Below are 26,532 nucleotides of genomic sequence, written 5' to 3' on the forward strand. Positions count from 1 at the left end.
ACTTTGGAACCGAGGCAAGGCGCGTCACCTAGGGGGGGATCCGCGGCGGGTCAAGCGGGTGAACAGATGTTTCAGCGTCAAGCCGGTCAAAGGGTCGCGCCAATCAGGTGCAATTCGTGCCGCAGGGCGCAAAACAAAGTCGCGTTTGCGGAATTCTGCGTGGGGTATGGTCAGCCGCTCATCCGCCCAGCCCCCGCCGTTCCATAGCACGATATCCAGATCGAGCGTGCGCGAACGCCAGCGTTGGCCTTGGCGGCGTCTGCCAAAAGTGTACTCTATGCTTTGCAAAAGATCGAGCAGTTCCAACGGTTCCTTTGGGATTTCCACCACAACGGCACCATTGGCATATTCGCGCAAGGAAGGCCCGATCGGACGGCTGCGCAAAACCGGACTGGCGGCTGCAACCGTCACGCCTTGCACCACCAGCTCGGCCAAAGCGGCGCGCAAGATCGCCGACGGACTGCCATAGCGCGCATGACGCTGGTTTGATCCCAGCGCGATCACATAGCGGTTCACACGTCCTCTGAAAGGCGCGTGTAAAGCTGAGGGCGGCGGTCACGGAAAAAGCCCATGCCTCCGCGGTGCGTTGCGGCGCGTTGCAGATCGATGGTCGCGCTTAACACGCCGGTTTCGCCTGCGCCGAATTCGGCCAGAAAATCGCCCCATTCATCGCTGATGAAGCTGTGACCATAGAACCTTTGCCCGTCCTCGGTGCCGATGCGGTTGGCGGCGATCACGGGCATGCAGTTTGATACCGCATGGCCCAGCATCGCACGCCGCCACATCCGGCTGGTATCGAGGTCAGCGTCATAAGGCTCGGTGCCGATGGCGGTGGGATAGAACAGCAATTCTGCCCCCATCAGTGCCATCGCGCGCGCGCATTCGGGATACCACTGGTCCCAGCATACCCCCACGCCAATCCGCGTGCCGAATACATCCCACACTTTAAAGCCGGTATTGCCGGGGCGGAAATAGTACTTTTCCTCATAGCCCGGACCATCGGGAATGTGGCTCTTGCGATAGATGCCCATGACATCGCCATCGGGGCCGATCATCGCGAGAGTGTTGTAATAGTGGTGCCCGTCACGCTCAAAGAAGCTGGTGGGGATGGCGATGCCCAGCGCCTTGGCCAGCTTGCGCATTTCGCGCACCGAAGGGTCCTGGTCGAGCGGGTAGGCGAGCGCGAACAGCGCCTCATCTTCAACCTTGCAAAAATAAGGCCCTGCAAACAGTTCAGGCGGCAGCACGATCTGCGCGCCACCTTTTGCAGCGTCTTCTACTAAAGCAGAGACGGCTGCGATATTCTCAGACTCGCCCGCATGGAGGGCAAGTTGCAGGGCGGCGACGGTGATCTGGCTCATGGACCTGACCTAAGCCGCCGCCCGCTTCAATTCAACCTTAGTAGCGCGTTGTCATGGACGCTTGCGGAACAGCAGCGTCATGCGGTCGCTCTCACCGATGGCGGTAAGGCGCGCTTTCTCAGCCGCTTCGGTATTTTCACCCATCGACGGTGGCAGCGTCCATACGCCACCCGGCCAATTGGCGGGGTCCTTCGGATTGGCATTGGCCTCGCTTTTGCCGACGAAGGTAAAGCCGTGGATTTCCATCAGCTTGATCATATCGGCTTCGAGCATGTAGCCCTTCGATCCATCGGTGTACGCGAATGGCGCATCTGCCTTGGCGCGATGCTGTTCGATGCCGATCATGCCATCGGGCTTCAACAATTCGCGCATCTTGCGGATTTCGCTGTCGGCCACGTTCGAACGCATCATGTTGTGCAGCGCACGCATTACCAGAATGCGATCAAACGTACCTTTTTCGGCATCGGGAATCGCGCCCAGCGTCAAAGCGCTGAAGCGGTCGGCGGGAAGGCTTGCCCATTCGGCAACCTCAGCCGGGAACTTGGCGACGTTCTTGGCGATGTTGGCTTGCATCTGTTCGGTGCCTTTGCTGGCATCGGCAAAAAGCCCCACCAACTTGCCCTTGGGGCCAAGGTAAAGGCCAAGCAGGCGCGAGTACCAGCCACCGCCGGGGGCATATTCGCCCACCTTCATCGTGGGGCTTACTTGGAAGAATGTCAGCGTTTCGTCCGGGCGGCGATACTTGTCGCGCAGACTATCGGTTGCGCGTGATTTATCTGCCACCGCAGTGGCCAATGCTGGATCAATCGCGGCTTTGGCCATCACATGGCCTTCATGTTGGGCAGCGGCAGGCAGGGAGCAGCACAGAGCGGCGATCAGGGCAAATGTGGCAAGACTGGCTTTACGCATGGGGGATTCTCCTAAGGGCCGATGACAAGCGGAGTGCGCCTGCCTATCTTGTAAACATATAAGGAGAATAAGACGCATGAGCGAACAAGCAACGGCCATTATCGCTGGTGGATGCTTCTGGTGCACAGAAGCTGTGTTCCGCGACGTGATTGGCGTCAGCAATGTCGAAAGCGGCTACATTGGCGGCCAAGTGGACAACCCGACCTACAAGCAGATCTGCACCGGCAACACCGGCCATGCCGAGGCGATTCGCGTCACGTTTGATCCCACAACAGTCAGCTACGGCGATATCCTCGACATCCACTTCGCCACGCATGACCCCACGCAGTTGAACCGGCAGGGCAATGATGTGGGCACGCAATACCGTTCGGCGCTGTTCCCGCTGGACGATGTGCAACTGGCCGATGCCAAAGAAGCCATCGCGCGCGATCAAGCTGGCAGGGCAGCGCCTGTTGTGACAACCATTGAAGGCCCCGCCACATGGTATCCGGCGGAGGACTATCATCAGGAATATTGGGAAGGCGAAGGCAAGCGCAACCCCTATTGCCTCGCCGTGATCCCACCCAAACTGATGAAGCTGCGCAAGAGTTTTGCGGAGCGGGTTAAGGGGTAAGGTGCCCACCCCGCTGCGAGAGAGGTCGGGGGTGGGCTTTAAACCTTAAACTTAACCCTTAACCCACCGCGCAGCAAAAAAGCCATCAATCCCGCCGACTTCGGAAAGCATTCCGGGGTCGGCGCGGAAATAGCCGTTGGCCGCGGCAATGCCTGCGGGCAATTCGGCATCGGTGACAGGTTGCGGCGTCAGCAAACCGAACGCCTCGGCCTGCGCCTCGCCCTCTTCAGGCTCAAGCGAGCATACCGCATAGACAAGCTGGCCGCCGGGCTTGAGCCAGCTTGACGCGCGTTCCAGCATGGCGCGCTGCAAATCGCCCAGTTCGCCCATGTTCGCCAACCGGTGCAGCACGTCGGGATGGCGGCGGCAGGTGCCCGTGGCGCTGCACGGGGCATCAAGCAGGATGGCATCGAACGGCTCGTCCGGAGTCCATGTCAGTGCATCGGCCACAACCACTTCAGCCTCAAGCTCGCTCCGCTTCAGGTTGTCCTGCAAACGCTCTACCCGGCGGGCGGATTTATCGAGCGCGGTGACTTTCCAGCCAGCGGCTGCCAATTGCAGCGTCTTGCCGCCCGGAGCCGCGCACAAATCAAGCGCGCGGCGGCCTTGCCCAGCGCCCAGCAATCGCACCGGCACGCTGGCGGCCAGATCCTGCACCCACCATGCGCCTTCGGCAAAGCCGGGCAGCGCTTCGATTGATCCCGCACGCGCCAGGCGCACATGGCCCGGCGCCAGCGATTGCCCGCCCAGCGTTTCAGCCCACTGCGCCGTTTGGCTGGCATCACGCAGGCTGAGGTCGAGCGGTGGCGGCTCGGCCAATCCGCGCGCTATCTGTTCCACGCGTTCGGGCCACGCCACATCCCAGCGATCCGCCACAGCATCGGGCAGGCTAGGTGCTTCGGGCAATTTGGGGTTGGCTTTGGTCACGGCAGAGAACACGCCATGCGCCAAGCGGCGCGGCCCGCCCATCAGCAAGGGCAAGCCGGTTGCCACCACAGCATGGCCCGGCAGACCCAACCGCAGCGCCTGCGCCAGCATGATCCGCAGCACATTGCGCGCCTTGGCATCCTCGGGCAGCACTGTGCGCGTTGCCTGATCGATCAGCGCATCCAAGTCTGCCATCCAGCGCAACGCCTCTTGCGCAATCGCAGTGGCCAGCGCGCGGTCATCACCGCGCTCAATCGCGCGCAGGATTGGCGGCGCGGCTTGATCGAGCGGCTCTCCGCGCCGCAGAACGGCATCAAGCAGCCGCAGCGCGGCAAGGCGTGCGGGTACGCCGGGGACTTCATCAGGGTTGTTGTTACGGGCCATAGAGGGTGCCTATCGACCCTGCTGCCCCAAATGGCAATTGCGCTTCGGGTTTCGAACGCCCATTTAGGCGCCATGAGCAATCCAACCCCGCGCGCCACCACCCGCCCGGCGACTTTCGCCCGCCCCGATCACTGGACCACTGATCCCGCACCCATGCCCAAAGCGGCCGAGCATCGCGATGATCCTGATGGCATAGACCCCACCCGTTTTGGCGATTGGGAAAAGAACGGCATCGCGATTGATTTCTGAGGGTTACCCCTCGATCACCCCTGATGCGGGGTGATGCTTGTCCAGATGCTTGCGCAGGATCTTAAGATTCTTCGTGTTAGACCGGAAGAAAAAGTCGAATGCATCACCCACCAGTGGCACGGCCCCCATCGCGGTATCGAACGCCACATTTGCGCCCATGCGCCACAGCTTCCACTTGGGTAGCCCCAAATTGCGCGCTTCCCAAACGACATAAGCGCCCATCACAGCCGTCAACACATCGCCCAACACAGGGACCATCCCGGCGATGGCATCCAGCCCCACATCGCGGCGGATGACCGGTATCTGGAAGCTGCGCTCCAGCACGCGTTCAAGCATTTCAACACGTTGGCGCACGGATGCGGGGTCATTGCCAAGGCCCGGCAGTTCTGGCCGGAGCCGTTCGGGCCGACGGGCTGGTGAAGGCGAAGCGTTGAAGGGCGGTTTGTCCATGCGCTTTATTTGGGGAGCCACGCCATTGGCGGCAAGGGATGCCAGCCCCAAAGGTTCTGCGCAAAGCCATTGGTGCCGCTGCGCACCATCGACCAGCGCAAAGGCCTCGCGATGGGGATAAAGCCGTTGGCAGCTGTAATCTCCGCCTCAGCTTCGGCCAGCAAGGCAGAGCGTGCCTGCGGATCGGTGGCACGGCGGGCTTCTGCCACGCGCTCATCACCAATCGGACTGCATACAGCCTTTTGCACACTACACGAAAGTTGGTTGAGGAACCACGTGGCGCGGCCATAGCGCGCGGCCACATCAATCAGGCGCAGATCGGCGCGATCCAGTTCGGGCACGCGGCGCACAGAAAGGCCGATCTTGGCAAAGCCGTCACGCACGGCTGTAAACACGAGGCTGGAGCCCGGACCATCAGACATGGCGATATTCAGCGTAGGCAGTGCCCGTCCCGCATCTTTCCACGCCGCAACCCGCGCCGCGCCTTGGGCATGACGGTCAGCAAGGCTCATGCCCTGCCAACGCTCGCCAATCGTGCCAAGATCATCTTCGACATCGGGCGAAACGATCCGTGTGGTCGGCTGCCATCCACCGATATTGAAGCTGGCCAGCAGTTCTTCACGATCAATCGCCATGGCCAGAGCCTCGCGGTTGGCGGCATCGGCCAGAAAGCCATCGCCACGGTCGACGATCAGGCCATACATGCCCGTCACCGGATCAAGCCGGACATTGCCGCGCGTCAAACCGATCCGCCCGGCCAAAGGCACGGTGTCCACTTTGCCACCCAGCAACACATCAACGTAACCATCGTCAAACATGGCAACAGCTTTGGCCGGACTCGCAAAGGTTACAGCCAACACCCGCGCGCGCGTGGCAAAATTGGCTTGCTTGGGCAGGCCGCGCTTTTCGGGAGGAATCAGCGTGAAATCGTGAGCGCCATCGTCTCCCGTCTTGAACGTCATCGGCCCCACGCCTCGCCCACCATAGTGCAAGCCAAGTTCAGGCTGGGCCAGTAAGGTCAGCAATTCCGGTACAGGCGCGACCAGATCAATCTCGATCACGCGATCAGCCATTACCCGAACTTCATCAATCGCGGCCAGATCCAGCCCAAGGGCCGTGCCTTTCAGTGCGCCAATGGCCTTGCGCAGGGAGATCGCCGCAGCCTCGGCGCTGATTCGCTTGCCATCAGGCCAGATTCCATCGCGTAAGCGAAAGATATAGCTTTGCCCATTGTCCGTGACGATCCAACGGTCAGCCAGAGCTGCGACAACGCGGCCTTGTTCGTCAAAGCTGACCAGTCCTTCGGTTGTAGCAGCGCGGACCAGTTGAGCTTGCGGGGACAACCTCACGCCACGCTCTTTCAGTACCGCCGAATCACCGATCACGGCAACGCCCAGCGCGCCATCTTGGCTTTTGCCACAGGCGCCAAGCGCCAGCACGATTGCTAGGATTGCGGAAAAACGACCGGCCATGTGCCACAACCTAGCAGAACACTGGACCAAGGTCAGGTCTTGTGTGGCCCGCTGCGCAAATGTCTCAATAGGGCTTTAGACTTTGCGCATAGGCCCGATGCCGTGGAACGAGATCGGCGGCTTTACAAAACGGGGCGTACCTTCGCCAATCACCAGTGGCGCGCGCGCCAGTTTTGGATCAATTTCTTTAAGCAAAGCAATGCCAAACCGGTTATCCTGTATCCATGCGACAACACCTTGGACCCAACCGATATTGCGCAAGTTAACCTCGACCTGGCTGCCACGCTGCACTGTCATAGGGCCTTCGGCCATCATACCACCGGCAGACAGATTGCGCAATTTCACGCGATACTCAGCCTCGGAACCGACCAGACGCACCTCTGCCATCAGGAAAAGGCTGTCACGCGATAACTGCCGATGGTCCATGTCCGTCACCAAAGGTCCTGCCATTGCCAGAGTTTCGTCACGATTGCGGTGCGCCGTATGCGCCTGCACGAGCAATACTCACAGAAATTCGTAGCAGAACTTTGAAGAATTAAGGTTAACGATCCATTAGCCCAGACACAAATTAACCAACTTTAGCGGCCCCGCAGCCTGCACTACAGCAACCTGCACGTTACATATCGCGCGAAATTTTCTCACGCCGTTCATGCGCTTCCTGCGCTTCGACCGTCATCGTCGCAATCGGCCGGGCAACAAGGCGGCCAAGACCGATCGGCTCTCCTGTCACTTCGCAATAACCATATTCGCCTTCATCGATCCGCCGCATGGCCGAATCGATTTTGGCAATCAGTTTGCGCTGACGATCACGCGTGCGCAGTTCAATGCCCCAGTCCGTCTCGCTCGATGCGCGATCGTTGAGGTCAGGTTCACGAATCGGACCGTCCTGCAATGCTGAAAGGGTTCCAGCAGAAGCGGATAGGATCGACTTTTTCCATTCGAGGAGCAGTTTGCGGAAATAATCCTGCTGCGCCTCGTTCATGTAAGGTTCGTCGTCCGTTGGCACATAATCACCTGACAAAGCGCGACGCGCTTTTGCCAAGACATCGATTTCGTCACTCAAGACCCCAGCCATTCGGCCCTCCGCGTAACAAGCTGCTCACCCCTCCCGGCCCGCTTCTTTTCCCTTTCAGGCGAACGGACTCAGTACTTGCGGGCCTATAGGCACCGCCCGAAAAGGGCACAAGCTATTTGGCGCATTCCCTGCATTTAGGATGGCCGATGCGCCCGCCATGGCAGGCAATCGTGTCTGCTGTGTTTCATCCCGCGACAGAAGGTTCACCGCGTTAATCATTTATTGACCAAGTTTAGAGACTTTGGCCCCATCGGAGCCACATCAGGATTGTGCTCCACCACAGGGGTATTGGGAAATGACACATTCCTGGATAAAATTGGTTGCCGCCGAAAGCAGCCCTGGCGTCAACGCCGAATCGGCCAAAACGGCGGAATTGCTTGTAGCGTCTTGCTTGGCCGCAGCTACCAACGGCGATGGCAACGCGTTGTTCGATCTGGGCGTTGCTTATTCCACAGGCAGCCATGGCGTTGCCTGCGATCTTATTGAAGCACACAAGTGGTTCAACCTTGCCGCCGTTGGCGGCCACGAAGAAGCTGCCTTATGCCGCGCGGACATTTCTGACGAAATGACCGCACGCGAAATCGCCGAAGCCCAACGTCGCGCCCGCGAATGGCTGCGTGCAGGGCGCGCTGCTGCCTGATTTACCCCTTCTTGAAAGGCGTGCGCTCTCCCAGCAGCAACTGGTCCTGCGCAATCCCGGCGCGCTCCCGCACCAGAAAATCTGCAACTGCGCGGCAAAAGCCGGGATCGACGATATAGTGGGCTGACCACGTCTGTACCGGCGCATAACCGCGCGCCAATTTGTGTCCACCTTGCGCCCCTGCCTCAACGCGGGAAAGTCCCAAGGCAATCGCAGCATCAATGGCCTGATAATAGCACAGTTCGAAGTGCAGGAACGGCTTGTCGATCAACGCGCCCCAATAACGGCCATACAGCGCATCGACACCAATAAAGTTGATCGCGCCTGCCACCGCTTGGCCATCAAGGAAGGCCAGCACCAGCAGCACCTTGTCTGCCATGCGCTCACCAATCAGGTCAAAAGCTTCACGCGTCAGGTATGGCCGCCCCCATTTGCGCGCCCCGGTGTCCTGATAGAAGACCCAAAACGCATCCCAATGCTCGGGTTTGATTTCTGCTCCGGTAAGCGCACGAATCTCGATGCCGTCTTGCGCCTTTGCCCGTTCCTTGCGCAAATTCTTGCGTTTGTCGGACGAAAGCACCGCCAGAAAATCGTCAAAGCTGGTATAGCCTCGATTGTCCCAATGGAACTGGATATCGCTTCTGAGCATCCACCCGGCTTCTTCGAACAACGGCAGTTGCTCTGGCATGATGAATGTCGCGTGCGCCGAAGATAGCCCATTGTTTTCGCACAATTGTTCAGCTGCGCGCAGCAGCGGCAGGGCAAGCTCGGGCTGATCGCCCACCAGCAATCTTGGCCCGGTCGCAGGGGTGAACGGCGCGGCGATCTGCAACTTGGGATAGTATTCCCCGCCAGCTCTGGCCCACGCATCCGCCCACGAATGATCGAACACATATTCGCCCTGGCTGTGGCTTTTGAGATAGGCAGGCAGGGCCGCAGCCGGACGACCATCTGCCCCATCGATCACAATCGGCAAAGGCGACCAGCCGCTGCGCGCTCCCACCGAGCGCGAATCCTCAAGCAACTTGAGAAAAGTGTGTGAAACAAACGGGTTCCCATCCCCGGCCAGCCGGTCCCAATCCCCGGCTGCGATTTCGGAAACTGATTTGTGGATTCGGGCTGAATAGGTCACGCAGGCCTTATGCCCCCAGCCCTGCACCCTCGGCAATAGGTCCATCGGCACAGTCAGCCGCCCGTGCGACCTGCTCTGCCGAGCGCACCGTCCATGTCAGCACAGGAAAACCGCGCTTGCGCTGTGTCGCCGCAAATTTGCTGGGCAAATCGCGGATATCCCACGCCAGAAATTGCGGCTTGGCCTGCCAGAACGCCAGATGCAGTTTGATGCGCGCAAGAAGGGTGCGATTACCGTTTTCGGTGACCACCAACCCTTGCACGATGTGCGGGGAATAGCGCCTGAACCAGCGCGAAACGCGCGGGTCAAAGCTCATTACCGCCACAGGCCCGCGATAACCCTCAAGCGCCCGGCGTACCGCCAGACATAGTGGCGCTGCGCGCAAGTCACCCCGGGATTTCAATTCGATCAGCACGGGCACGCGCCCTGCCACCTGGTTCAGGAATTCGCGCAGCGTGGGAATGCAATCGGCGCTGCCGCTCAAACCGATTTTGGTCAACTGGTCCATCCGCCGGTCAAGCACTGCTCCGGTCTCGCCGGTCAATCGCTCAAGCTCCCAGTCATGGAATACCACGGCCTGCCCATCGGCGGTGCGCTGCACATCGCATTCGATGCCCAACCCACGCTCGATCGCCAAGGCAAAGGCGGTGGGCGAGTTTTCCGGTACACCGCCACCGGTACCAGCCCCGTGCAGCCCTCGATGCGCGTAAGTTACCCCGCGCAACCAGCCCACACGCGCCGGATCAGGCGCGGTAACGAAGAACCTGTCAAGCAGAGCGAATAGCAAAGATAGCGTCGACTTCCACAGCCGCTCCCAATGGCAAAACCGGCACACCCACAGCGCTGCGCGCATGTTTGCCCACATCGCCAAACGCTGCAACCATCAATTCCGACGCACCATTGGCGACCTTGGGCTGATCGGTAAAATCTTTTGCCGAACTGATAAACGCGCCCAGCTTAACGACGCGCTCAACCCGGTCCAACGATCCCAGCGCGGCTTTGACTTGCGCCAGAATCATCAAGCCGCATGCCTGCGCCGCTGCATTGCCGTCCTCAAGGCTGACGTCCTTGCCCAACCGACCGGTTACCAGCTTGCCATCGATGAACGGCAATTGCCCCGAAACGTGCAGCAGTCCGCCCGCTTCCACTGTGGGCACGTAAGCCGCCACAGGCGCTGCGGCTTGCGGCAAGGTCAGACCCAACTCGGCCAAACGGGCTTCAACTTTATCGGTCACGCGTCTTCTCCATGCATTTGTTCAAGGATCCACGGCAGCGCCGCGTCCCACTGGTCAATCCGTGCGTGTGCGTGGCCCGCTTGATGCGCGCAATCGATGTGCGGCGCAATCATCGGCTCCCCACACAAGTGCAGCCGGATCACGTCGGGCGTCAATTGCCCGACCGAATCATGGTGCTGCGGCAGATCATCGATGAACAGTGAACGCGTTGGCTTATACTCATCGAGGATCGCCTTCAACGCCGGTCCTTTTGGCCCTTGATTGGTGAATACCCGGGCGTTGATGCCGACATCTGCCAATTGCTGCGTGCGTGTTTCACGGCGATGATCGTTCAGATTCGTCAGAATGACCACATCCGCATTCTCGGCAATTGTGTTGATCCCTGCCACGGCCCCGGCAATCGCTTGCTGCCGGTACATTTCGGTATCGAAAAAACGATTGAGCAAGTTCCAGATTTCTTCTGTCGGCACGGCACTGCCATCAGCGGAATAACGCAGCGCATTGGCAAAATCGGCCTTGTCCATCTTGAAGGTCACGCCTTCCTTTTCCGCCAGCCAATCGCGGAACGGGGCGACCATGTGCAGCAGCACCTCGTCACAATCGCTGATGATCAAGGGGCGGCTCATGCTAAATCCTTTCGTGCGGCGATCAGGGCCGCGGGCGAGATGTCGAGTGCCGCTGCCGCGTTGACAAGGTCACCTTCATGATTCGCCAAAAAATCGAGAACTGCGCCCAGAACCGCAGGTTCGCCTAATCCGGCGCGCAGTTCCTCGGGCGTGAGGCCTGTGAGCCCCAGAAAACGCTCGGCACGCAGGCCGTCAGACAGCACCCAGCCAAGGGCCTGAAGGGCCAATGCAGATGCATCAGGCGTGGAAGCGGGTTCGCGAATGATTGTCAGGGCCTTTCTCGGGCAATATGGGTGGTCCTGAAAGCGGCAAAGCCATGCCGTCCGGGAACACGATTGTCAGTGGCAAAAAGAATTCTGGTTGTCGAGGACAACGACCTTAACCGCAAGCTCTTCTGCGACCTTTTGCGCGCCAATGGGTTTGAGGTTGAACCCGTGGCCGATGGGCGCGAGGCTATTGCGAAGACGCACCAATTCATGCCCGATCTGGTCATCATGGATATCCAGTTGCCCGAAGTTTCCGGCATGGACCTGATTACCGCGATCAAGGCCGATGATGACCTCAAGGCCATCCCGATCCTCGCTGTCACGGCCTACGCTGGCAAAGGCGATGAGGATTCGATTCGCGATGCAGGCGCTGAGGGGTATCTTGCCAAGCCTGTGTCGATTGGGCCGTTCATGGTAGCGGTCAACAAGCTGATCTGACCTATCCGATTGTCCCGTTGCCAGCGTGCTCGATCACGAACGTGACCACTGTCAGGCACATTCCGGCTATAAAGCTTTTGTACGCATAGCTTAGAAAACGGTATTTCTTGCGCTGGAGGACTTGGCCGTTCTGATAAATGTCGCGCAACATTGTCCGGAACACGGTTTCATCGGAATGAAGTTCGGCCAGAATTGACTCAGTCCATTCATCCTCATCCATATGGGTGAAATAGCCGAAGAACAGCGTGTTCGGCTTGGCACCGGTAACGGTCGCTTTGCCCGGTCCTCCAACACTGGGCAAGACGGCAAACACCGCGCACATGGCAGAGATAAACGCAAACACAGCCAGCACGCCAAGCGAAAAGGGTATTGGCCCGCTTCTGGCCTGCCCCACGGAAATCGTGAACACCAAGAACGTCGCCCCCATCAAAATCGAGGCCTTGGCGTCTGCCATCTGGCTCAGCGAGAGATTGATCTGCTGCGTGGTGCGGACAAGATGGATGGCGTGGTTGGAAAAGCCTGTCGGGGACAACATCGATGGTGTGGCGGCTGGCTTTGCGGACTGATCGCCGGTTTCGGCCATGGTCTTCCCTTCAGTTTTCGTATAATTTTCAGGTAATCGGGGATGACACATTGTCGCTGCGCTTGACAAGCAGGGGCAATGGCCGCTTTTCCGCCTTAATCGTCTGGCAGGGGCTAATCGCCCAAAGGCTGCCCGTTGGAGAAAAGAAACATGGATCGCGCCGCAACTGCCGAAAAAATCGCTGAACTGATTGAACCCTTTAACAAAAAGGGCGTTGCAGTCACCGAAGCGACCACTTTTGCCGGCGATCTGGAATGGGACAGCCTGACCGTGATGGACTTCGTCGCAGCCATCGAAGATGACTTCGACATCATCATAAGCATGAACCAGCAAGCTGAAATTGAGACATATGGCCAGCTTATCGATGCGGTGACAAAACTACAGGGCTAAAATCCCGGTTGCCGAAGGCAGAGGACAACATAAGCGCATGACCGACCTTTTTTCGAAGTTTGATCCCCTGATCGAACAGCGCCGCGCGCTGCTGGCAGGCGGGGTTGAAGATCCGTTTAATCTCGTGATGGAACGCGTAATCTCGCCCACCGTAGCAGTGTGCAACGGGCGCGAGACGATCCTGCTCGGCACTTACAATTACATGGGGATGACCTTTGACCCCGATGTGATTGCGGCAGGCAAACAGGCCTTTGATGATTTCGGTTCAGGCACCACCGGCAGCCGCGTGCTGAACGGCACTTATGCCGGGCACCGCGCTTGTGAAGAGGCGCTCAAGGAATTCTACGGCATGGATCATGCCATGGTGTTCTCGACCGGCTATCAGGCCAACCTTGGCATCATCAGCACGATCGCGGGCAAAGGCGATTACATCGTGCTCGATATCGACAGCCACGCCTCGATCTGGGACGGCTGCAAGATGGGCGATGCCGAAGTGGTGCCGTTCAAGCACAACGATATCGTCGCGATGGAAAAGCGCCTCAAGCGTATTCCCGAAGGCGCAGGCAAACTGGTCATCCTTGAAGGCGTCTATTCGATGCTGGGCGATATCGCCCCGCTGAAGGAAATGATCCGCGTCGCCAAAGAAAACGGCGCGATGGTGCTTGTCGATGAAGCACATTCGATGGGCTTTATCGGACCCAACGGGCGCGGCGTGGCCGAAGATCAGGGCTGCCTTGAAGATGTCGATTTCGTGATCGGCACGTTCTCGAAGTCGGTTGGCACCGTGGGCGGATTCTGCGTTTCGAACCACCCAAAGTTTGAAATCCTGCGCCTCGTCTGCCGCCCTTATGTGTTCACCGCCTCGCTGCCGCCCAGTGTGATGCACACCGCCACGACATCGATCCGCAAGCTGATGCACGGCAAAGCCAAGCGCGACAAACTGTGGGAAAGCTCGCGCGTGTTGCACAAGGGCCTGCGCGATCTGGGCTTCCAGTTGGGCACGCCCGAAGCGCAAAGCGCGATCATCGCGGTGATCATGCCCGATCTCGAACGCGGCGCCGCCATGTGGGAAGCGCTCCTGCACGAAGGGCTTTACGTCAACCTTGCGCGTCCACCGGCAACGCCAGCGGGGATGACGCTGCTGCGCTGTTCGCTCTGCGCCGAACACACTGCCGATCAGGTGCAGACCATCATTGGCATGTTCGAACGCGCTGGCAAGGCCATCGGGATCATCTGATGCGCAAGGCTTTGCTGGCGCTGGCACTGCTTTCAACGCCCGCACAGGCGCAAAACCGCCCGCCAGCGCCAGCCGCTGTCCCCGAAGGGATGAGCGATAGGCCCTGCCCTGTGCAGACGCAGGGCTTTCACGCAGGCCACCCCTACGTTCGCCAGAACGACTGGGCGTGGCTGTGCCGCTATGCCGAAGCCGACAAGCAAATCGCTCAAGCGCCTCGCGTGGTGTTCATCGGTGATTCGATTACCGAGGGCTGGGTCGCGCTTGCGCCATCGCTGTTCGTCAGCGGCGCGGTGGGGCGCGGGATCAGCGGGCAGACCAGCCCGCAAGCGCTGGTGCGGTTCTATCAGGATGTCGTGCGGCTGCGCCCCAAAGTGGTGCACATCATGGTGGGCACCAATGACGTGGCGGGCAATACCGGCCCTTCCAGCCCCGAAATGTACACCAACCACATCGCCGCGATGGTCGATCTGGCGCGCGCCAACGGCATCGCGGTGGTGATCGGCAGCATCCTGCCCGCCGCCAAGTTCCCGTGGCGACCAAACCTTACACCCGCCCCCCAAGTCGTCGCGCTCAACACCTGGCTCAAAGACTATGCCAAAGCGCGCGGCGCAGCCTTCGCCGATTACCACAAGGCGCTGGTCAACGCCGAAGGCGGCATCAACCCCGACCTGGCACCTGACGGCATCCACCCCAACGCCAAGGGCTATGCCCTGATGGAACCCATCGCGCGGGCCGCGATTGCCGAGGCGGAAAAACTGCGGGGAAAAACACCGACGGCGAAGCGGCGCTAAACAGCTCACCGCCCCTTCATTACTTCTGGCACTTCGCACAAAAGAACGTCGACCGCCCCCCCTGTACTACGCGCTCGACCGTGCCGCCACAGGCGCATTCCTCCCCCTCGCGGCCATAAACGCGCCAGTCTTTGGCAAAATAGCCCAGTTCGCCGCTGGGGCGGGCGTAATCGCGCAGGGTTGATCCGCCTGCTGCGATGGATTCGTTCAAGACATCACGGATGGCGGGGACGAGCAGGGTGAGCGCTTTGGCGGAAACTTTGCCGCCTGCACGCTCGGGATGGATGTGCGCACGGTTCAGGGCTTCGCAGACATAGATATTGCCCAAGCCCGCCACGATCCGCTGATCGAGCAGCAGGAGCTTCACCGCCGAAATCCGGTCTTTGAACGCGGCTTTGAGATGCGCGACAGACAGCCCTTCGCCCAGCGGTTCCGGCCCCAGCGCGGCAAATTGCGGCCAGGCATCGAGCGCCGGGGTATCGACCAGATCGACCGAGCCAAACCTGCGCGCATCATTCAGCGCCAGAATTCGCCCATCGCCGGTCTCCAGCACCAGATGGTCATGCTTGCCGATATCTTCAGGATCGATTCGCCAGCGACCCGACATACCAAGGTGAAACACCATCGTGCGATCACGATCCGTGTGGATCAGGCCATACTTCGCGCGCCGCGAAAGCCCGGTCACCCGCGCGCCGGTGAGCGCTTGCGCCAAGTCCACAGGGAACGGACGCCGCAAATCGGCGCGATTGACCGCAACGCGCGCGATAACCTGCCCGTCAAGCACGGTTGTAAGTCCCCGGACAGTGGTTTCTACTTCTGGTAATTCGGGCATAACGCCATCACCCCTAACACCCCTCACCTAACACCCTTTGCCGTCCGGGCAATTCCCCACTAAAGGCGCTAGGCATGACCGCACAAGAAACTGCCTCGTTTGGCTACGAAGATATCCCCGCCGATGAAAAAGAAGGCCGCGTTGGCGCGATCTTCTCGAACGTGGCGCGCAAGTATGACGTGATGAACGATGCCATGTCTGTTGGCATGCACCGCTTGTGGAAAGACAAGTTCGTGCGCCGCGTCCGCCCCAAAGAGGGCGAGACGATCCTTGATATGGCTGGCGGCACCGGCGACATCGCGTTCCGCATGGCTCCATCGGGCGCGCAGATCACCGTGTCTGACATCAATCAGGACATGCTCGATGTAGGCATCGAACGCGCAATGAAGCAGGGCTTGGACGGGCTGGTCTGGTCCTGCCAGAACGCCGAAGAGCTGAGCTTTGGCGACCGGTTTTTTGATGCCTACACCATCGCTTTCGGCATCCGCAACGTGACGCACATCGACCAAGCCTTGGCCGAGGCGCACCGCGTGCTGAAGTTTGGCGGGCGGTTCTTCTGCCTGGAATTCTCGACCACGCAATGGCCGGGCTTTTCCGAAATCTACGACGCCTATTCGCACAAGCTGGTGCCCAAACTAGGCCAGATGATTGCAGGCGACGAGGAATCCTATCGCTACCTGATCGAATCGATCCGCCGCTTCCCGACCATGCCCGAATTTGAAGGCATGATCCGCGCAGCAGGCTTCCGCCATACCAAGGTTGAGCCGATCCTTGGCGGCTTGGTCGCGATCCATTCGGGCTGGAAGGTGTGATGCAGGGTCTGCCAGAACAACTCCCCCTCCTCTTCAGAGGAGGGGGCCGGGGGGTGGTGCTGCGACAAATGCAGCGCCCTGATCCCACCACCCCCAAACCCCCTCCTCTGAAGAGGAGGGGGTTTAACAGCGTCATCCGAGCATGACTCACCCCGCCACACATTTGCGCCGTTTGCTCGGCTGGGGCCGCACGCTTGCGCGCCACGGTGCCTTGCGCGGGATCGAGGCTGATCCCAATACGCCTGCACCCGTGCGCACGCTGTGCCGTGTCGCGCGGTTCGGCACGCGCCAGCCCAAGACGCCAGACTACGCCGGAGCATTTCGCGCCATCGGCCCCGCCGCGATCAAGCTGGGCCAGACGCTGGCCACCCGCCCCGATCTGGTGGGCGAGGAAGCCGCGCACAATTTGCTGGCATTGCAAGACAAGCTGCCGCCGGTTGATTTCGCGCTGATCCGGGCCGAGATTGAACGCTCGTTCGAAAAGCCGCTGGAGGCGCTTTACGCGGAATTCGATCCCGAGCCGGTTGGCGCGGCATCAGTCGCTCAAGTGCACAGCGCTGTTACCACCGAAGGCCGCAAGGTGGCGGTGAAAATTCTGCGCCCCGGCGTGCGGGAAAAGCTGGCGCGCGATATCACGACTTATGAATGGGCCGCAGCGCACCTTGAGGCTCTGGGCGGCGAGGCGAGCCGGTTACGACCGCGCATGATCATCGCCAACTTCAAACGCTGGACTGTGCGCGAGCTTGATCTGCGGCGCGAAGCGGCATCGGCATCCGAACTTGCCGACTTGATGCGTGCCCATGCAGGCTACCGGGTGCCCGCCATCGATTGGGACCGCACCAACGGGCGCGTGATGACGCTCGATTGGATCGACGGTATCAAGATCAGCGATACGGCAGCTCTAGATGCGGCGGGAATTGATCGCAAGGACTTGGCTTCGCGCCTCGTCATCGCGTTTTTGACGCAGGCGATCAGCGGCGGGTATTTCCATGCCGACATGCATCAGGGCAATCTGTTCGTCGAAGCCGATGGCACGATTACCGCGATTGATTTTGGCATCATGGGCCGGATCGACCGGCGCGCGCGCCAGTGGCTTGCCGAAATCCTCTATGGCCTGACCACGGGCAATTACCGCCGCGTCGCCGAAATCCATTTCGAAGCGCAATATGTGCCAAGCTACCACTCGGTCGAAGAATTCGCGACTGCCCTGCGCGCGGTGGGTGAACCGATGCGCGGACGTCCGGTGAGCGAATTGTCTGTCGGGCAGATGCTCGACGGACTGTTTGCGATCACCCGCGATTTCGACATGCAAACGCAGCCACACTTGCTGTTGCTGCAAAAAACGATGGTCATGGTCGAAGGCATCGCCACCCAACTCGATCCCGAAATCAACATGTGGGACACTGCATCACCCTTTGTGCGCGACTGGATTCGCGATGAACTCGGCCCTGAAGCGGCGATTGCGGACCAGATGCGTGAGGGCGTCAAGACGCTGCTCGGCTTGCCCGATCTGGTGCGGCGGATCGAAGAGAAGTTTCCGCCCAAGGGGGGCGCTCCTGAAGCGCCGCCATTGCCAGAGATCGATCTGATCGTCGGCCCCAATCGGCGTCGTCGCAATTGGCTGGGACAACTGGTGCCGTTCCTTGCAGGCGCTGTGGCTGTGGCCGGTGCCCACGCGCTCGGCCTCTGGGGCTGATAGGTCCAAAGCCCTTGCCACACTACGATATCTCGCATTTGCGCCTGCCCAAGCGCCATTTCCATGCGCTGGACCTGTCGCGCCTGCTGGCGGCGATCATGGTGCTGTTCTGGCATTACCAGCATATCTTTGTGCCGCCGGTGCCCTATCACGTGCACGTCGATCGGGCGATCCAGCCTTGGTATCCGGTGCTAAGCTGGCTGTATAATCACGGCCACACGGCGGTGCAGTATTTTTGGGCGGTATCGGGCTTCGTCTTCGCCCACGTCTATCTTTCAGACCCGCGCGCGCGGGGGCGGTTCTGGCTGGCACGGTTTGCGCGGCTGTGGCCGCTGCACCTGCTGACGCTGGGCCTGATGGCGCTGCTGCAAGGGATTTACTTCACGCGCACCGGCACCGAATTCATCTACCACACCAACGATCTGAAGCACTTCCTGCTCTCCCTGCCGCTGATGCAGTATTGGGGTTGGCAGAATAACCAATCGTTCAATGGCCCATCATGGTCGCTCTCGACCGAGATTCTGGCCTACCTCGTGTTCTGGCTCGCGCTACCGGGCTTGCGCCGCTTGCCGCTCGCTCTGGCATCGGTGCTGGGTGTCGGGATGCTTTGGTACATGCTCAAGGGTGGCCCGAATAAAGAGGTGCTGTCTTGCGTCGGCTACTTCTTCGTGGGCTGTGCGGTCTATGGCGCCGCGCTCAAAGGCTGGCTGCGCATTGAGAACCTCCTGCCCTTTGGCGCTGCGTTGATAGTCGCTGCATTCTGGCTCAAAGCCACCTACCGCGGCGGGGATGCTGCCACGATTGCGGGCACCTTCGGCGTGGTATTCCTCACGCTTGCCGCCGATCTTTCAGACGCCAAAGGCCGCCTCAGCTTTGGCCAGAAGCTGGGCGATGCGTCTTATGGCATCTATTTGTGGCACATCCCGATCCAGCTTACGATCGTGCTGATCATCGATTCCATCGGCATCCCCCGCGACATTGCGCGCCAGCCGTGGTTCCTGATCGTCTTCGTCAGCATTGCCATCGCGGCAGGATTCATCAGCCACAAGCTGTTTGAACGCCCCGCGCAAAAGGCGGTGTTCGCATTGTGGGCGAGGGTTAAAGCCCGAAAAGCCTAGGCCGCGATCTCCGCTAGCTTGTGGTGCGGCAAAAGCCGCCATGCTGCCAGCATCAGCAACACGTGCAAAGCCTCATAGATCATCGGTATGGCCCAGTCGGGATAGCTGCCCGACAGGCCCAGATCGAGCAAGCGGCCGGCAAATGATGCGCCAAACAACAGCGCTGGCACCAGCAACAGGTCGGCATTGCGCCGCCATGCGCCCCACATCATGCACACCCCGGCAACGCCGAAAAACGATGTGAAGTCCGCGCGGATGGTCGAGACGCCCGCCGCGCCACTTGCCAGCACGCCCAGACCGCGCGCGGCTTGTGCAGGATCGATCAGGAACGAAATCGCCATAAACAGGTTGAGCAACCCGCCAAGGAACACCACTGCGGTCAGGATAAGTCTCATTCGGTGTCACCTTCAGGTTTGTGGCGTGCAGAGTGCACCATACAGGCACCATACGCAAAAGGATTGCGCGCATGGCCCAGCCATTGCACAAGCGCGGTGCAATGATCGGCAAACGCATTCTCCTTATCGTCGGCGGCGGGATCGCGGCTTATAAAGCCTGCGAAATGGTGCGGCTTATCCGCAAACAGGGCGCGGACGTCACTTGCGTCCTTACCGATGGCGGCGCGCATTTCGTTACCGCGATGACGCTGGCGGCGCTCAGCGAAAATCCCGTCCACACCACGCTGTGGGACCTCAAGAACGAGGTCGAGATGGGGCACATCCAGCTTTCGCGGCAGGCAGACCTGATCGTTGTGTGCCCTGCGACGGCTGACCTGATGGCGCGCATGGCAGCGGGCATTGCCGATGATCTGGCCACCACACTGCTGCTGGCGACGGACAAGCCGGTGATGGCCGTGCCCGCGATGAACGTGCGGATGTGGCAACACGCCGCCACCGTGCGCAATGTCGCCACCTTGCGCGGCTCCGGCGTGACCGTGCTTAACCCAGACGAAGGCGTGATGGCTTGCGGGGAATATGGCCCAGGGCGTCTGCCAGAACCCGAAGCGGTGCTGGCGGCGATTGCCGACCGGCTTGGCGCCACCAATGTCGCAGGCCCGCTTACCGGCAAACGCGTGCTGATCACCGCAGGCCCGACGCACGAACCGATTGATCCGGTGCGCTACATCGCCAACCGGTCGAGCGGCAAGCAAGGCTTTGCCATCGCCGCTGCCGCTGCCAAGGCAGGCGCGCAGGTGACGCTGATCGCTGGCCCGGTCACCTTGCAGACTCCCGCAGGGGTCACGCGCGTCGATGTGGAAACGGCGCGCCAGATGTCTGCCGCAGTTGATGCCGCGCTTCCTGCCGATGTTGCGATCATGGTGGCCGCTGTGGCCGATTGGCGCTCTGCCGGAGAGGCGAACCAGAAGATCAAGAAGGACGGTTCGGGCCAAGTGCCACCGCTGCAACTGGTCGAGAACCCAGATATCCTCGCTACGCTGTGCAAATCAGACCGCCGCCCGCCGCTGGTGATCGGCTTTGCCGCCGAAACCAACGATGTTCTGGCCCACGCGCAGGCCAAGCTGGCGCGCAAAGGCGCAGACTGGATCGTTGCCAACGATGTCGCCACGCACAAGATGGGCGGCGAGATCAACGCGCTGCATATCGTCAGTGCAGCGGGCATCGAAAGCCTGGGTGAAATGCCCAAAGATGCCGCCGCTGCTGCTCTTGTCCAAAGGATCGCCGATGTCCTCGCCTGAAGTTTCCGTGCTTGTAAAGCGTCTGCCCCATGGTGAGGGCCTGCCGCTTCCCGCCTATGCCACCGCAGGCGCGGCGGGCATGGACGTGGTTGCCGCCGAGGATGTGGACCTTGCCCCCGGCGCGCGCCACGCAGTTGCCACCGGGCTATCGGTCGCCATTCCGCATGGATTTGAAATCCAGGTCCGCCCCCGCTCCGGCCTTGCGCTGAAGCACGGCGTTACCGTGCCCAATACGCCCGGTACGATTGACAGCGATTATCGCGGCGAGCTCAAAGTCATCATGATCAACCTCGGGCCAGAGACTTTCGCGATCCGCCGGGGTGATCGCGTAGCGCAACTCGTTGTCGCTCCCGTGACACGCGGAACGTGGCTTGAGGTTGCCGAGCTTGACGAGACCGCGCGCGGCGAAGGCGGCTTTGGTTCAACCGGCGGATTGGCGGCGCTGAAGGGCTAAAGGGCCACCAGCCAAAAAGGCCCCGCATCGCTGCGAGGCCTTCTGTCATCCGAAAACGGAAGGTTACTTTACCTTCTTCACCGTCTTCTTTTCAGGCGCGATGGAAATGCGCAAGGTTTCGCCGTTGTTGCCGGGGAAGCCCGTGAACATCGCTTCAACCAGATTGGGCACCACATAAGACAGGCGGTTCGATTGCGAGGCTGCTTCGGCCTTGCCTTCGAACAGACGCTGGCCATCTGCGCGGCGATCAATCTTCAGATCGATGCCGCTGGTGTAAACCGTGACTACATCAACGCCGCCGCCGCCCCAGCCGCCGCCACCGAAGAAGAACGGATCGTTCCAGCCCCAGCCCCAGCCACCGCCACCCCAGCCGCCAAAGCCTCTACGAAAGCCCGGGCCCCATCCCGGACCCCAGCCACCCCAGCCGCCCCAACCACCCCAGAAGGGATCGTTGAAGCCGGTTTGGCGGATACGGTCACGGCCCTGATCAACGCCGTAATCAAAGCGCACGATCATATCGGCAACGTCGGCATTGGCGGGCGCATAGCCCAGCTTTTGCAGTTGCCCGCCGACAAGCGAGGCATATTGCGCAAATTCCAGGCCGCCTGCATCCTTGGGATCATCGGCGACAATCGCAAAGGTCTGTCCTTGCGGTGCCGGAAGCTGCCCTTGGAAACGCTGAACGTCAGCCTTGAACGGGGTGGTGCAGCCCGCCAGTGTGGCCAGCAATAGCGGCACTGCGGCAACGCCAACAAGCCGACGCCGACCGGTCGCCAAAAGCTTGCTGTGCAATAGGGTTTTCATCGTTGCGACTCCTTACGTGCAGCCTACCACATCCTAATCGGACGTACGATCGCATAGCATGCCGTCTTTTTGGACGGGAGGTGCTGAATGCACGTTGAATGGCTCCGGCAACATTATTTGCACGCGAGCCATGCTTTGCAACAATTCAGCTTGCGCCTCAGCCTCTTACGAGGCCCAACGCTTCATAAGTACGCGCCAGAGTGGGCGCAGCAAGATCACGCGCCTTGAACGCTCCCTTGGCTAAAATGGCATCCAGCGATTCACGGTCTTGCCGCAACTCGCGATAACGCGCAGCCATCGGCGAAAGCTTTTCGACGAGCAGTTCGCCCAACGCAGGCTTAAACTGGCCAAAGCCCTTGCCTTCAAAATCAGTCAGCACGGAGGCCGGTGTCACCCCTGCCATCGCGGCATAGATGCCGACAAGGTTGTTCGCCTCGGGCCGTCCGGCCAAACCTTCGACTGTTGCGGGCAATGGTTCGGGATCGGTTTTGGCCTTCTTCACCTTCTGCATGATCGCATCGGCATCGTCGGTGAGGTTGATCCGGCTCATATCCGATGGATCAGACTTGCTCATTTTGGCGCTGCCATCGCGCAAAGACATGATCCGGGCGGCTTCTGGCGGGATGATCGGTTCGGGCAGTGTGAACAGCGGCGCGTCTTCTGCGCAGAAATCGTTGTTGAACTTTTGCGCAATGTCGCGCGCCAGTTCCAGATGTTGCTTCTGGTCTTCGCCCACAGGCACGTGTGTTGCCTGATAGAGCAACACGTCAGCAGCTTGGAGCACCGGATAAGTGAAAAGCGCTACAGAAGCACCCTCGCGGTTCTTGCCCGCCTTGTCCTTCCACTGCGTCATGCGGTTCAACCAGCCCATCCGCGCGGTGCCATTCAGCAACCACTGCAATTCGGCATGGGCGGGCACTTGCGCCTGATTGAACAGGATCGACTTATCCGGATCAATTCCGCAAGAAACCAGCGCTGCCACCATTTCACGCGTGGCCGCGCCCAGTTCTGACGGCGTATGCGGCATTGAAATGGCGTGCAGATCGGCCAGGAAATAAAGGCACTGCCCGCCTTTGGCCGAATATTCATCCTGCATGCGCACCCAGTTCCGGATCGCACCAAGGTAATTGCCGAGGTGGAGATTGCCCGTGGGCTGGATACCGGAAACGATGCGCATCAAAGTGGCCTTCAATTGGCGCGGCGACGCCGCAGGAGAAGTTTGAGATCGTCCTTGGAGAATGCCCCCAGAATGACCGTGGCGAGCCCATAGACCACCGCTCCGGCGGTGACCAGTGCAGCCATCGCCGCAATGCGGATCGTCCAGGTGCCATGAACATAGGGCAAGACCAGCCCCTGCCCCAGCCACAGCACACCGCCCATCGCCAGCGCCGCCAGTGCCAAACGCCAAACCCGGCGTTTCAGCCGCGCATCGGCGACAAAGTGCCCGCGCTTCACCAGCGTGCGATAGAGCAACCACACATTAACGGTTGAGGCTATCGCGGTGGCCAGCGGAGGCCCCATATGTTGCAGCGGCACGATCAACATCAGATTGCCGATCAGGTTCACCCCCATCGAGATCATGGCATAGCGGACCGGCGTTTTGGTGTCTTGCCGCGCATAGAAGCCCGGTGTCAGCATCTTTACCAGAATGTAGCTTGGCAAGCCGATCGAAAACGCCGCCAGCGCTTGCGCGGTATAATGCGTGTCGAGCGCGTCGAATTTGCCATAGCCGAACAGCGCCGCCGTAATCGGCTCACCGCACAGCACCAGCGCCATCGTGGCGGGAAGCGTTAGCAGCAGCGCCAGTTCCATGCCCCGGTTCTGCGTTTCCATCGCTGCGGCCTCTTCGCCCCCGCCTAACTGGCGCGAAATCGTTGGTAGCAGCACGGTGCCAAGGCCGATGCCGATTAGCCCCAGCGGCAACTGGTTTAGCCGGTCAGCCATATAAATATAGGTTACCGAGCCGTTGGCGAGCAACGAAGCCGCCAGCGCGGTTGAAACCACGAGATTGATCTGAACGGCACCCGCGCCCGCTGCAGCAGGGAGGATCAGCATCAACAAGCGCTTCACTTCCGGGGTCAAACGCGGACGCCGCAGCCGCAAACGCACGCCATTACTGCGGCAAGCCCACGCCAGCCACGCCAGTTGCAAGGCACCCGAAACCGAAACGCCGATCGCCTGATTGCGCGCGGTTATCAGCGGATCATCGGAATGAAACCCCAGCAGTGCGGCGATCAGCGTCACGTTAAGCAGGATCGGCGCGGCGGCGTTGACCCAAAACTTGTTCATCGAATTGAGGATGCCGCCAAACAGCGAAACCAGGCTGATCAGCATCAGATAAGGGATCGTCAACCGCGAGAGCTGAACGGCATAGGCAAACTGCTCGGCGCTTACCCCGTTAAACTTGCCGGAAAGCACGAAAGTGACTGGCCATGCGAACACTTCGAGCAGCACCGTCATCACGATCAGGACCGGTAGCAAAACCGCCAGCGCCGCTTCGGCAAAGTCCAGCCCGTCGCGCAATCCCTTGCCTTCGGGATCGGCCACCTTCTTATTGAACATCGGGATGAAGGCAGACGTAAACGCACCTTCGGCAAACAACGCGCGAAACATGTTTGGCAGGCGGAATGCCACCAGAAACGCGTCAGAGGCAAAGCTTGCACCGACATAGCGCGCAAACAGGCTATCGCGCAAAAGTCCCAGAACGCGGCTGAGCAATGTCAGCCCGCCAATCGTGCCGGTCGCCTTCAGCAGATTCATCGCGTAGCCCCTTCACTCAAAACCCGCCCGTACCGAGCCTGTCGAAGGCTATGCCCATCGCATACCTTCATGCCCCGTCCGGGCGGGATTTCGAGAGATCCGGGAATCAGGCGTTACCCGCAGGCACTGCCTCAGCCGTCGCTTGGGCCTGCGCCAGTTGCTGCAAGTATAAGCCGTTAAAATCGATCGGTTCCAGCATCATCGGCGGATAACCTGCATCGCGCACGGCATCGGCGATGATGCGGCGGGCAAACGGGAACAGGATGCGCGGACCTTCGGCAAACAGGAACGGATGCGCCTGCTCTTCGGCCACGTTGCGCATGCCGATCAAGCCGCAGTAGGCCAGTTCGACGATGAACGCAGTGCCTTGCGGGCCCTTTGACGTCACGTTGATCTTCAGTTCGATCTCGTGAATTTCAGGCTGGATGACGCGTGCCGAAATATTGAAGTCCACAGCCATCTCGGGAACGTCGGTCCACTGGTAGCTTTCAGGGGCATTCGGGTTCTCGACCGACAGGTCTTTCACATATTGCGAAATCAGGCCAATCGCCGGTGAGGTGTCTTCACCATTGGGAACCGGACCGCCGTGGCCCTGCTCGTCAAGGTTGAGATTCGAAATGATGTTGCCTTCGTCGGCCATGAGGACAGCTTTCTTGGTAGTTTTGGTCTTGGCCGCGCGCCTAGCACCACAGCAATCACGCGGCAATGCGCCATGTTTAAAGCCAGGCTGCGGCAACCGGTCCCAAATCCAGCCCGTTTCGTTTCGCCCTATGGGTCATGCACGCGTTGTTCATTTGTAATCCGTACCTATTTAAGGCAGATTGAAACGATGCCGGACACGCTTTGTGCAGGTTTGGTCAGTTCGGGAAAAATGTGCGTGATTGTTCAGATTGTTATCCTGGCGATGATTGCAGCCTTTCTGGGCCTGCGTCTTTACTCCGTACTCGGCCGCCGGCCCGAGCGTGACGAAGAGCCTGCGCGCCGCCGAATCGAACAGCACGATCCGTCGGCACAAAACCGCACTGCTGCGCAACAAGCCGCAGCGCCGCGTCTTGTCGAAGGCGGTGCAAACGGAAGCCGCGCGCGTGAAAACGCCGCGCCGGAACCCAACACCTTGGATAATCGCGCAGAAATCGGTGTGCGCGCGATCATCGCGGCAGACCGCCGGTTTGATCTTGCCCAGTTCCTTGCCGGTTCCAAAGGGGCCTATCGCATGGTGCTTGAAGCATTCTGGCGTGCCGACAAGGATGATCTAAACCAGCTTTGTGACGCTGATGTGTACGAGGGTTTCGCGTCGGCCATCGATGCCCGCGTCGAAGCGGGTGAAACTGTTGAAGCACGCCTTATCCGTATCGAAGAGGCTCGCATCATTGCCGCAACACTGGATGGCACAATCGCGCGAATCACCGTCCGCTTTTTGGCAGATATCGCTTCGATCACCCGTGATTCGGACGGTCAGGTCATTGCCGGCACACTTGACGATGCGATTGAGGCGCGTGACGTGTGGACATTCCGCCGCGATCTTATGTCAAGCGATGCTGATTGGCTGCTGGACGAAACTGACGAAGCCTGAGTCGGAGTGATG

The 26,532-nt window shown here is 60.1% G+C and carries 33 protein-coding genes; 13 read left to right on the top strand and 20 right to left on the bottom strand.

Annotated features, from left to right (window positions below):
- Positions 1 to 24: 24 nt before the first annotated feature.
- The 3 genes from folK to IP81_RS03965 are packed head-to-tail and all read right to left on the bottom strand — an operon-like array spanning position 25 to position 2,270.
- A complete protein-coding gene (gene folK, locus IP81_RS03955) occupies positions 25 to 516 on the bottom strand; it encodes a 2-amino-4-hydroxy-6-hydroxymethyldihydropteridine diphosphokinase (RefSeq protein WP_054106668.1) in 492 nt (163 codons plus the stop codon).
- Complete coding sequence (gene aguB, locus IP81_RS03960) at positions 513 to 1,361, bottom strand: N-carbamoylputrescine amidase (protein WP_054106669.1); 849 nt, start codon at positions 1,359 to 1,361, stop codon at positions 513 to 515. The genes folK and aguB overlap by 4 nt, the downstream gene beginning before the upstream one ends.
- Before the next feature lie 51 nt (positions 1,362 to 1,412).
- Positions 1,413 to 2,270, bottom strand: coding sequence for a class I SAM-dependent methyltransferase (locus IP81_RS03965; RefSeq protein WP_054106670.1), 858 nt, complete (start codon positions 2,268 to 2,270; stop codon positions 1,413 to 1,415).
- Between the two features lie 76 nt (positions 2,271 to 2,346).
- Between IP81_RS03965 and msrA the strand changes: the two genes are divergently transcribed.
- Positions 2,347 to 2,883 (top strand): peptide-methionine (S)-S-oxide reductase MsrA, encoded by a 537-nt coding sequence (gene msrA, locus IP81_RS03970; RefSeq protein ID WP_054106671.1) that lies wholly within the window; start codon positions 2,347 to 2,349, stop codon positions 2,881 to 2,883.
- A gap of 51 nt (positions 2,884 to 2,934) precedes the next feature.
- On the opposite strand, the gene IP81_RS03975 is transcribed toward msrA, so the two are convergent.
- Complete coding sequence (locus IP81_RS03975; RefSeq protein WP_054106672.1) at positions 2,935 to 4,194, bottom strand: RsmB/NOP family class I SAM-dependent RNA methyltransferase; 1,260 nt, start codon at positions 4,192 to 4,194, stop codon at positions 2,935 to 2,937.
- Between the two features lie 72 nt (positions 4,195 to 4,266).
- Here IP81_RS03975 and IP81_RS19520 point away from each other — a divergent pair, with 72 nt between their 5' ends.
- A complete protein-coding gene (locus IP81_RS19520; RefSeq protein ID WP_082355947.1) occupies positions 4,267 to 4,443 on the top strand; it encodes a DUF1674 domain-containing protein in 177 nt (58 codons plus the stop codon).
- Between the two features lie 3 nt (positions 4,444 to 4,446).
- Here IP81_RS19520 and IP81_RS03980 read toward each other — a convergent pair whose 3' ends face one another.
- The 4 genes from IP81_RS03980 to dksA form a co-directional block, all read right to left on the bottom strand.
- Positions 4,447 to 4,893 (bottom strand): DUF4112 domain-containing protein, encoded by a 447-nt coding sequence (locus IP81_RS03980; RefSeq protein ID WP_082355948.1) that lies wholly within the window; start codon positions 4,891 to 4,893, stop codon positions 4,447 to 4,449.
- A 5-nt stretch (positions 4,894 to 4,898) separates the two neighbouring features.
- Positions 4,899 to 6,365 (bottom strand): ABC transporter substrate-binding protein, encoded by a 1,467-nt coding sequence (locus IP81_RS03985; protein ID WP_054106673.1) that lies wholly within the window; start codon positions 6,363 to 6,365, stop codon positions 4,899 to 4,901.
- Positions 6,366 to 6,440: 75 nt separating this feature from the next.
- Entirely contained in the window at positions 6,441 to 6,815 is a 375-nt protein-coding gene (locus tag IP81_RS03990; protein WP_054106759.1) for a PilZ domain-containing protein, read from the bottom strand.
- A gap of 166 nt (positions 6,816 to 6,981) precedes the next feature.
- Positions 6,982 to 7,440, bottom strand: coding sequence for an RNA polymerase-binding protein DksA (dksA, locus tag IP81_RS03995; RefSeq protein WP_054106674.1), 459 nt, complete (start codon positions 7,438 to 7,440; stop codon positions 6,982 to 6,984).
- Between the two features lie 295 nt (positions 7,441 to 7,735).
- Here dksA and IP81_RS04000 point away from each other — a divergent pair, with 295 nt between their 5' ends.
- Positions 7,736 to 8,080 carry a sel1 repeat family protein gene (locus IP81_RS04000; RefSeq protein ID WP_054106675.1) on the top strand — a complete coding sequence of 115 codons (345 nt, stop codon included), beginning with the start codon at positions 7,736 to 7,738 and terminating at the stop codon, positions 8,078 to 8,080.
- Position 8,081: 1 nt separating this feature from the next.
- Here the strand turns inward: IP81_RS04000 and IP81_RS04005 are convergent, their stop codons facing one another.
- The 5 genes from IP81_RS04005 to IP81_RS04025 are packed head-to-tail and all read right to left on the bottom strand — an operon-like array spanning position 8,082 to position 11,300.
- A complete protein-coding gene (locus tag IP81_RS04005; protein WP_054106676.1) occupies positions 8,082 to 9,212 on the bottom strand; it encodes a GNAT family N-acetyltransferase in 1,131 nt (376 codons plus the stop codon).
- Positions 9,213 to 9,219: 7 nt separating this feature from the next.
- Complete coding sequence (locus IP81_RS04010; protein WP_054106677.1) at positions 9,220 to 9,999, bottom strand: glycerophosphodiester phosphodiesterase family protein; 780 nt, start codon at positions 9,997 to 9,999, stop codon at positions 9,220 to 9,222.
- Positions 9,980 to 10,447: a RidA family protein gene (locus IP81_RS04015; RefSeq protein WP_054106678.1), complete on the bottom strand. Its 468-nt coding sequence runs from the start codon at positions 10,445 to 10,447 to the stop codon at positions 9,980 to 9,982. The genes IP81_RS04010 and IP81_RS04015 overlap by 20 nt, the downstream gene beginning before the upstream one ends.
- Positions 10,444 to 11,073, bottom strand: coding sequence for a hypothetical protein (locus IP81_RS04020; protein WP_054106679.1), 630 nt, complete (start codon positions 11,071 to 11,073; stop codon positions 10,444 to 10,446). Before IP81_RS04020 ends, IP81_RS04015 begins: the two co-directional genes overlap by 4 nt.
- The gene (locus IP81_RS04025; protein ID WP_369800700.1) at positions 11,070 to 11,300 is read right to left on the bottom strand and encodes a DUF3572 family protein; all 231 of its coding nucleotides are present in this window, start codon (positions 11,298 to 11,300) and stop codon (positions 11,070 to 11,072) included. The genes IP81_RS04020 and IP81_RS04025 overlap by 4 nt, the downstream gene beginning before the upstream one ends.
- Before the next feature lie 114 nt (positions 11,301 to 11,414).
- On the opposite strand from IP81_RS04025, the gene IP81_RS04030 reads away from it, so the two are divergent.
- Entirely contained in the window at positions 11,415 to 11,777 is a 363-nt protein-coding gene (locus IP81_RS04030; protein ID WP_054106681.1) for a response regulator, read from the top strand.
- A gap of 1 nt (position 11,778) precedes the next feature.
- Here the strand turns inward: IP81_RS04030 and IP81_RS04035 are convergent, their stop codons facing one another.
- Positions 11,779 to 12,360 carry a Pycsar system effector family protein gene (locus IP81_RS04035; protein WP_082355951.1) on the bottom strand — a complete coding sequence of 194 codons (582 nt, stop codon included), beginning with the start codon at positions 12,358 to 12,360 and terminating at the stop codon, positions 11,779 to 11,781.
- Between the two features lie 150 nt (positions 12,361 to 12,510).
- Between IP81_RS04035 and IP81_RS04040 the strand changes: the two genes are divergently transcribed.
- Genes IP81_RS04040 through IP81_RS04050 form a run of 3 tightly spaced genes read left to right on the top strand, consistent with a single transcriptional unit; the run spans position 12,511 to position 14,778 of the window.
- On the top strand, positions 12,511 to 12,750 hold the full coding sequence (locus tag IP81_RS04040; protein ID WP_054106682.1) for an acyl carrier protein: 240 nt from the start codon (positions 12,511 to 12,513) through the stop codon (positions 12,748 to 12,750).
- 37 nt (positions 12,751 to 12,787) lie between these two features.
- On the top strand, positions 12,788 to 13,987 hold the full coding sequence (locus IP81_RS04045) for an aminotransferase class I/II-fold pyridoxal phosphate-dependent enzyme (RefSeq protein WP_054106683.1): 1,200 nt from the start codon (positions 12,788 to 12,790) through the stop codon (positions 13,985 to 13,987).
- A complete protein-coding gene (locus IP81_RS04050) occupies positions 13,987 to 14,778 on the top strand; it encodes a GDSL-type esterase/lipase family protein (RefSeq protein WP_054106684.1) in 792 nt (263 codons plus the stop codon). The genes IP81_RS04045 and IP81_RS04050 overlap by 1 nt, the downstream gene beginning before the upstream one ends.
- Positions 14,779 to 14,797: 19 nt before the next feature.
- On the opposite strand, the gene mutM is transcribed toward IP81_RS04050, so the two are convergent.
- Positions 14,798 to 15,610 (bottom strand): bifunctional DNA-formamidopyrimidine glycosylase/DNA-(apurinic or apyrimidinic site) lyase, encoded by an 813-nt coding sequence (mutM, locus tag IP81_RS04055; RefSeq protein WP_054106685.1) that lies wholly within the window; start codon positions 15,608 to 15,610, stop codon positions 14,798 to 14,800.
- A gap of 74 nt (positions 15,611 to 15,684) precedes the next feature.
- On the opposite strand from mutM, the gene IP81_RS04060 reads away from it, so the two are divergent.
- The 3 genes from IP81_RS04060 to IP81_RS04070 all read left to right on the top strand — a co-directional run bounded on the left by IP81_RS04060 (position 15,685) and on the right by IP81_RS04070 (position 19,236).
- On the top strand, positions 15,685 to 16,422 hold the full coding sequence (locus IP81_RS04060; protein ID WP_054106686.1) for a class I SAM-dependent methyltransferase: 738 nt from the start codon (positions 15,685 to 15,687) through the stop codon (positions 16,420 to 16,422).
- A 142-nt stretch (positions 16,423 to 16,564) separates the two neighbouring features.
- Positions 16,565 to 18,118 (top strand): 2-polyprenylphenol 6-hydroxylase, encoded by a 1,554-nt coding sequence (gene ubiB, locus IP81_RS04065; protein WP_054106687.1) that lies wholly within the window; start codon positions 16,565 to 16,567, stop codon positions 18,116 to 18,118.
- Positions 18,119 to 18,132: 14 nt separating this feature from the next.
- On the top strand, positions 18,133 to 19,236 hold the full coding sequence (locus IP81_RS04070) for an acyltransferase (protein WP_231626224.1): 1,104 nt from the start codon (positions 18,133 to 18,135) through the stop codon (positions 19,234 to 19,236).
- On the opposite strand, the gene IP81_RS04075 is transcribed toward IP81_RS04070, so the two are convergent.
- Positions 19,233 to 19,631, bottom strand: a complete 399-nt coding sequence (locus IP81_RS04075) for a hypothetical protein (protein WP_054106688.1) — start codon at positions 19,629 to 19,631, stop codon at positions 19,233 to 19,235. The genes IP81_RS04070 and IP81_RS04075 overlap by 4 nt on opposite strands.
- Before the next feature lie 101 nt (positions 19,632 to 19,732).
- On the opposite strand from IP81_RS04075, the gene coaBC reads away from it, so the two are divergent.
- Together coaBC and dut are read left to right on the top strand one after the other, a co-directional pair.
- Complete coding sequence (gene coaBC, locus IP81_RS04080; protein ID WP_054106762.1) at positions 19,733 to 20,929, top strand: bifunctional phosphopantothenoylcysteine decarboxylase/phosphopantothenate--cysteine ligase CoaBC; 1,197 nt, start codon at positions 19,733 to 19,735, stop codon at positions 20,927 to 20,929.
- Positions 20,916 to 21,383 (top strand): dUTP diphosphatase, encoded by a 468-nt coding sequence (gene dut, locus IP81_RS04085; RefSeq protein ID WP_157573066.1) that lies wholly within the window; start codon positions 20,916 to 20,918, stop codon positions 21,381 to 21,383. The genes coaBC and dut overlap by 14 nt, the downstream gene beginning before the upstream one ends.
- Before the next feature lie 63 nt (positions 21,384 to 21,446).
- On the opposite strand, the gene IP81_RS04090 is transcribed toward dut, so the two are convergent.
- The 4 genes from IP81_RS04090 to secB form a co-directional block, all read right to left on the bottom strand.
- Positions 21,447 to 22,187 (bottom strand): DUF4136 domain-containing protein, encoded by a 741-nt coding sequence (locus tag IP81_RS04090; RefSeq protein WP_054106689.1) that lies wholly within the window; start codon positions 22,185 to 22,187, stop codon positions 21,447 to 21,449.
- A 157-nt stretch (positions 22,188 to 22,344) separates the two neighbouring features.
- Positions 22,345 to 23,364, bottom strand: coding sequence for a tryptophan--tRNA ligase (gene trpS, locus IP81_RS04095; RefSeq protein WP_054106690.1), 1,020 nt, complete (start codon positions 23,362 to 23,364; stop codon positions 22,345 to 22,347).
- 11 nt (positions 23,365 to 23,375) lie between these two features.
- On the bottom strand, positions 23,376 to 24,947 hold the full coding sequence (gene murJ / locus IP81_RS04100) for a murein biosynthesis integral membrane protein MurJ (RefSeq protein WP_054106691.1): 1,572 nt from the start codon (positions 24,945 to 24,947) through the stop codon (positions 23,376 to 23,378).
- 106 nt (positions 24,948 to 25,053) lie between these two features.
- A complete protein-coding gene (gene secB / locus IP81_RS04105) occupies positions 25,054 to 25,587 on the bottom strand; it encodes a protein-export chaperone SecB (RefSeq protein WP_054106764.1) in 534 nt (177 codons plus the stop codon).
- A 231-nt stretch (positions 25,588 to 25,818) separates the two neighbouring features.
- On the opposite strand from secB, the gene IP81_RS04110 reads away from it, so the two are divergent.
- Entirely contained in the window at positions 25,819 to 26,520 is a 702-nt protein-coding gene (locus IP81_RS04110) for a Tim44/TimA family putative adaptor protein (protein ID WP_054106692.1), read from the top strand.
- Positions 26,521 to 26,532 lie beyond the last annotated feature (12 nt).

Source organism: Novosphingobium sp. AAP83 (genome assembly GCF_001295795.1).
GTDB lineage: Bacteria > Pseudomonadota > Alphaproteobacteria > Sphingomonadales > Sphingomonadaceae > Novosphingobium.

What these genes read in the sequence shown, in the direction of transcription:
- IP81_RS19520 (WP_082355947.1), top strand. Translation starts at nt 4,267, where the DNA reads ATGAGCAATCCAACCCCGCGCGCCACCACCCGCCCGGCGACTTTCGCC.
- msrA (WP_054106671.1), top strand. Translation starts at nt 2,347, where the DNA reads ATGAGCGAACAAGCAACGGCCATTATCGCTGGTGGATGCTTCTGGTGC.
- IP81_RS04075 (WP_054106688.1), bottom strand. Translation starts at nt 19,631, where the DNA reads ATGAGACTTATCCTGACCGCAGTGGTGTTCCTTGGCGGGTTGCTCAAC.
- IP81_RS04045 (WP_054106683.1), top strand. Translation starts at nt 12,788, where the DNA reads ATGACCGACCTTTTTTCGAAGTTTGATCCCCTGATCGAACAGCGCCGC.
- IP81_RS04035 (WP_082355951.1), bottom strand. Translation starts at nt 12,360, where the DNA reads ATGGCCGAAACCGGCGATCAGTCCGCAAAGCCAGCCGCCACACCATCG.
- IP81_RS04040 (WP_054106682.1), top strand. Translation starts at nt 12,511, where the DNA reads ATGGATCGCGCCGCAACTGCCGAAAAAATCGCTGAACTGATTGAACCC.
- aguB (WP_054106669.1), bottom strand. Translation starts at nt 1,361, where the DNA reads ATGAGCCAGATCACCGTCGCCGCCCTGCAACTTGCCCTCCATGCGGGC.
- trpS (WP_054106690.1), bottom strand. Translation starts at nt 23,364, where the DNA reads ATGCGCATCGTTTCCGGTATCCAGCCCACGGGCAATCTCCACCTCGGC.
- IP81_RS03990 (WP_054106759.1), bottom strand. Translation starts at nt 6,815, where the DNA reads ATGGCAGGACCTTTGGTGACGGACATGGACCATCGGCAGTTATCGCGT.
- IP81_RS04050 (WP_054106684.1), top strand. Translation starts at nt 13,987, where the DNA reads ATGCGCAAGGCTTTGCTGGCGCTGGCACTGCTTTCAACGCCCGCACAG.
- IP81_RS04090 (WP_054106689.1), bottom strand. Translation starts at nt 22,187, where the DNA reads ATGAAAACCCTATTGCACAGCAAGCTTTTGGCGACCGGTCGGCGTCGG.
- dut (WP_157573066.1), top strand. Translation starts at nt 20,916, where the DNA reads ATGTCCTCGCCTGAAGTTTCCGTGCTTGTAAAGCGTCTGCCCCATGGT.
- IP81_RS04000 (WP_054106675.1), top strand. Translation starts at nt 7,736, where the DNA reads ATGACACATTCCTGGATAAAATTGGTTGCCGCCGAAAGCAGCCCTGGC.
- IP81_RS03975 (WP_054106672.1), bottom strand. Translation starts at nt 4,194, where the DNA reads ATGGCCCGTAACAACAACCCTGATGAAGTCCCCGGCGTACCCGCACGC.
- IP81_RS04110 (WP_054106692.1), top strand. Translation starts at nt 25,819, where the DNA reads ATGTGCGTGATTGTTCAGATTGTTATCCTGGCGATGATTGCAGCCTTT.
- dksA (WP_054106674.1), bottom strand. Translation starts at nt 7,440, where the DNA reads ATGGCTGGGGTCTTGAGTGACGAAATCGATGTCTTGGCAAAAGCGCGT.
- secB (WP_054106764.1), bottom strand. Translation starts at nt 25,587, where the DNA reads ATGGCCGACGAAGGCAACATCATTTCGAATCTCAACCTTGACGAGCAG.
- mutM (WP_054106685.1), bottom strand. Translation starts at nt 15,610, where the DNA reads ATGCCCGAATTACCAGAAGTAGAAACCACTGTCCGGGGACTTACAACC.
- IP81_RS03965 (WP_054106670.1), bottom strand. Translation starts at nt 2,270, where the DNA reads ATGCGTAAAGCCAGTCTTGCCACATTTGCCCTGATCGCCGCTCTGTGC.
- IP81_RS04020 (WP_054106679.1), bottom strand. Translation starts at nt 11,073, where the DNA reads ATGAGCCGCCCCTTGATCATCAGCGATTGTGACGAGGTGCTGCTGCAC.
- coaBC (WP_054106762.1), top strand. Translation starts at nt 19,733, where the DNA reads ATGATCGGCAAACGCATTCTCCTTATCGTCGGCGGCGGGATCGCGGCT.
- IP81_RS03985 (WP_054106673.1), bottom strand. Translation starts at nt 6,365, where the DNA reads ATGGCCGGTCGTTTTTCCGCAATCCTAGCAATCGTGCTGGCGCTTGGC.
- murJ (WP_054106691.1), bottom strand. Translation starts at nt 24,947, where the DNA reads ATGAATCTGCTGAAGGCGACCGGCACGATTGGCGGGCTGACATTGCTC.
- IP81_RS04060 (WP_054106686.1), top strand. Translation starts at nt 15,685, where the DNA reads ATGACCGCACAAGAAACTGCCTCGTTTGGCTACGAAGATATCCCCGCC.
- ubiB (WP_054106687.1), top strand. Translation starts at nt 16,565, where the DNA reads ATGACTCACCCCGCCACACATTTGCGCCGTTTGCTCGGCTGGGGCCGC.
- IP81_RS03980 (WP_082355948.1), bottom strand. Translation starts at nt 4,893, where the DNA reads ATGGACAAACCGCCCTTCAACGCTTCGCCTTCACCAGCCCGTCGGCCC.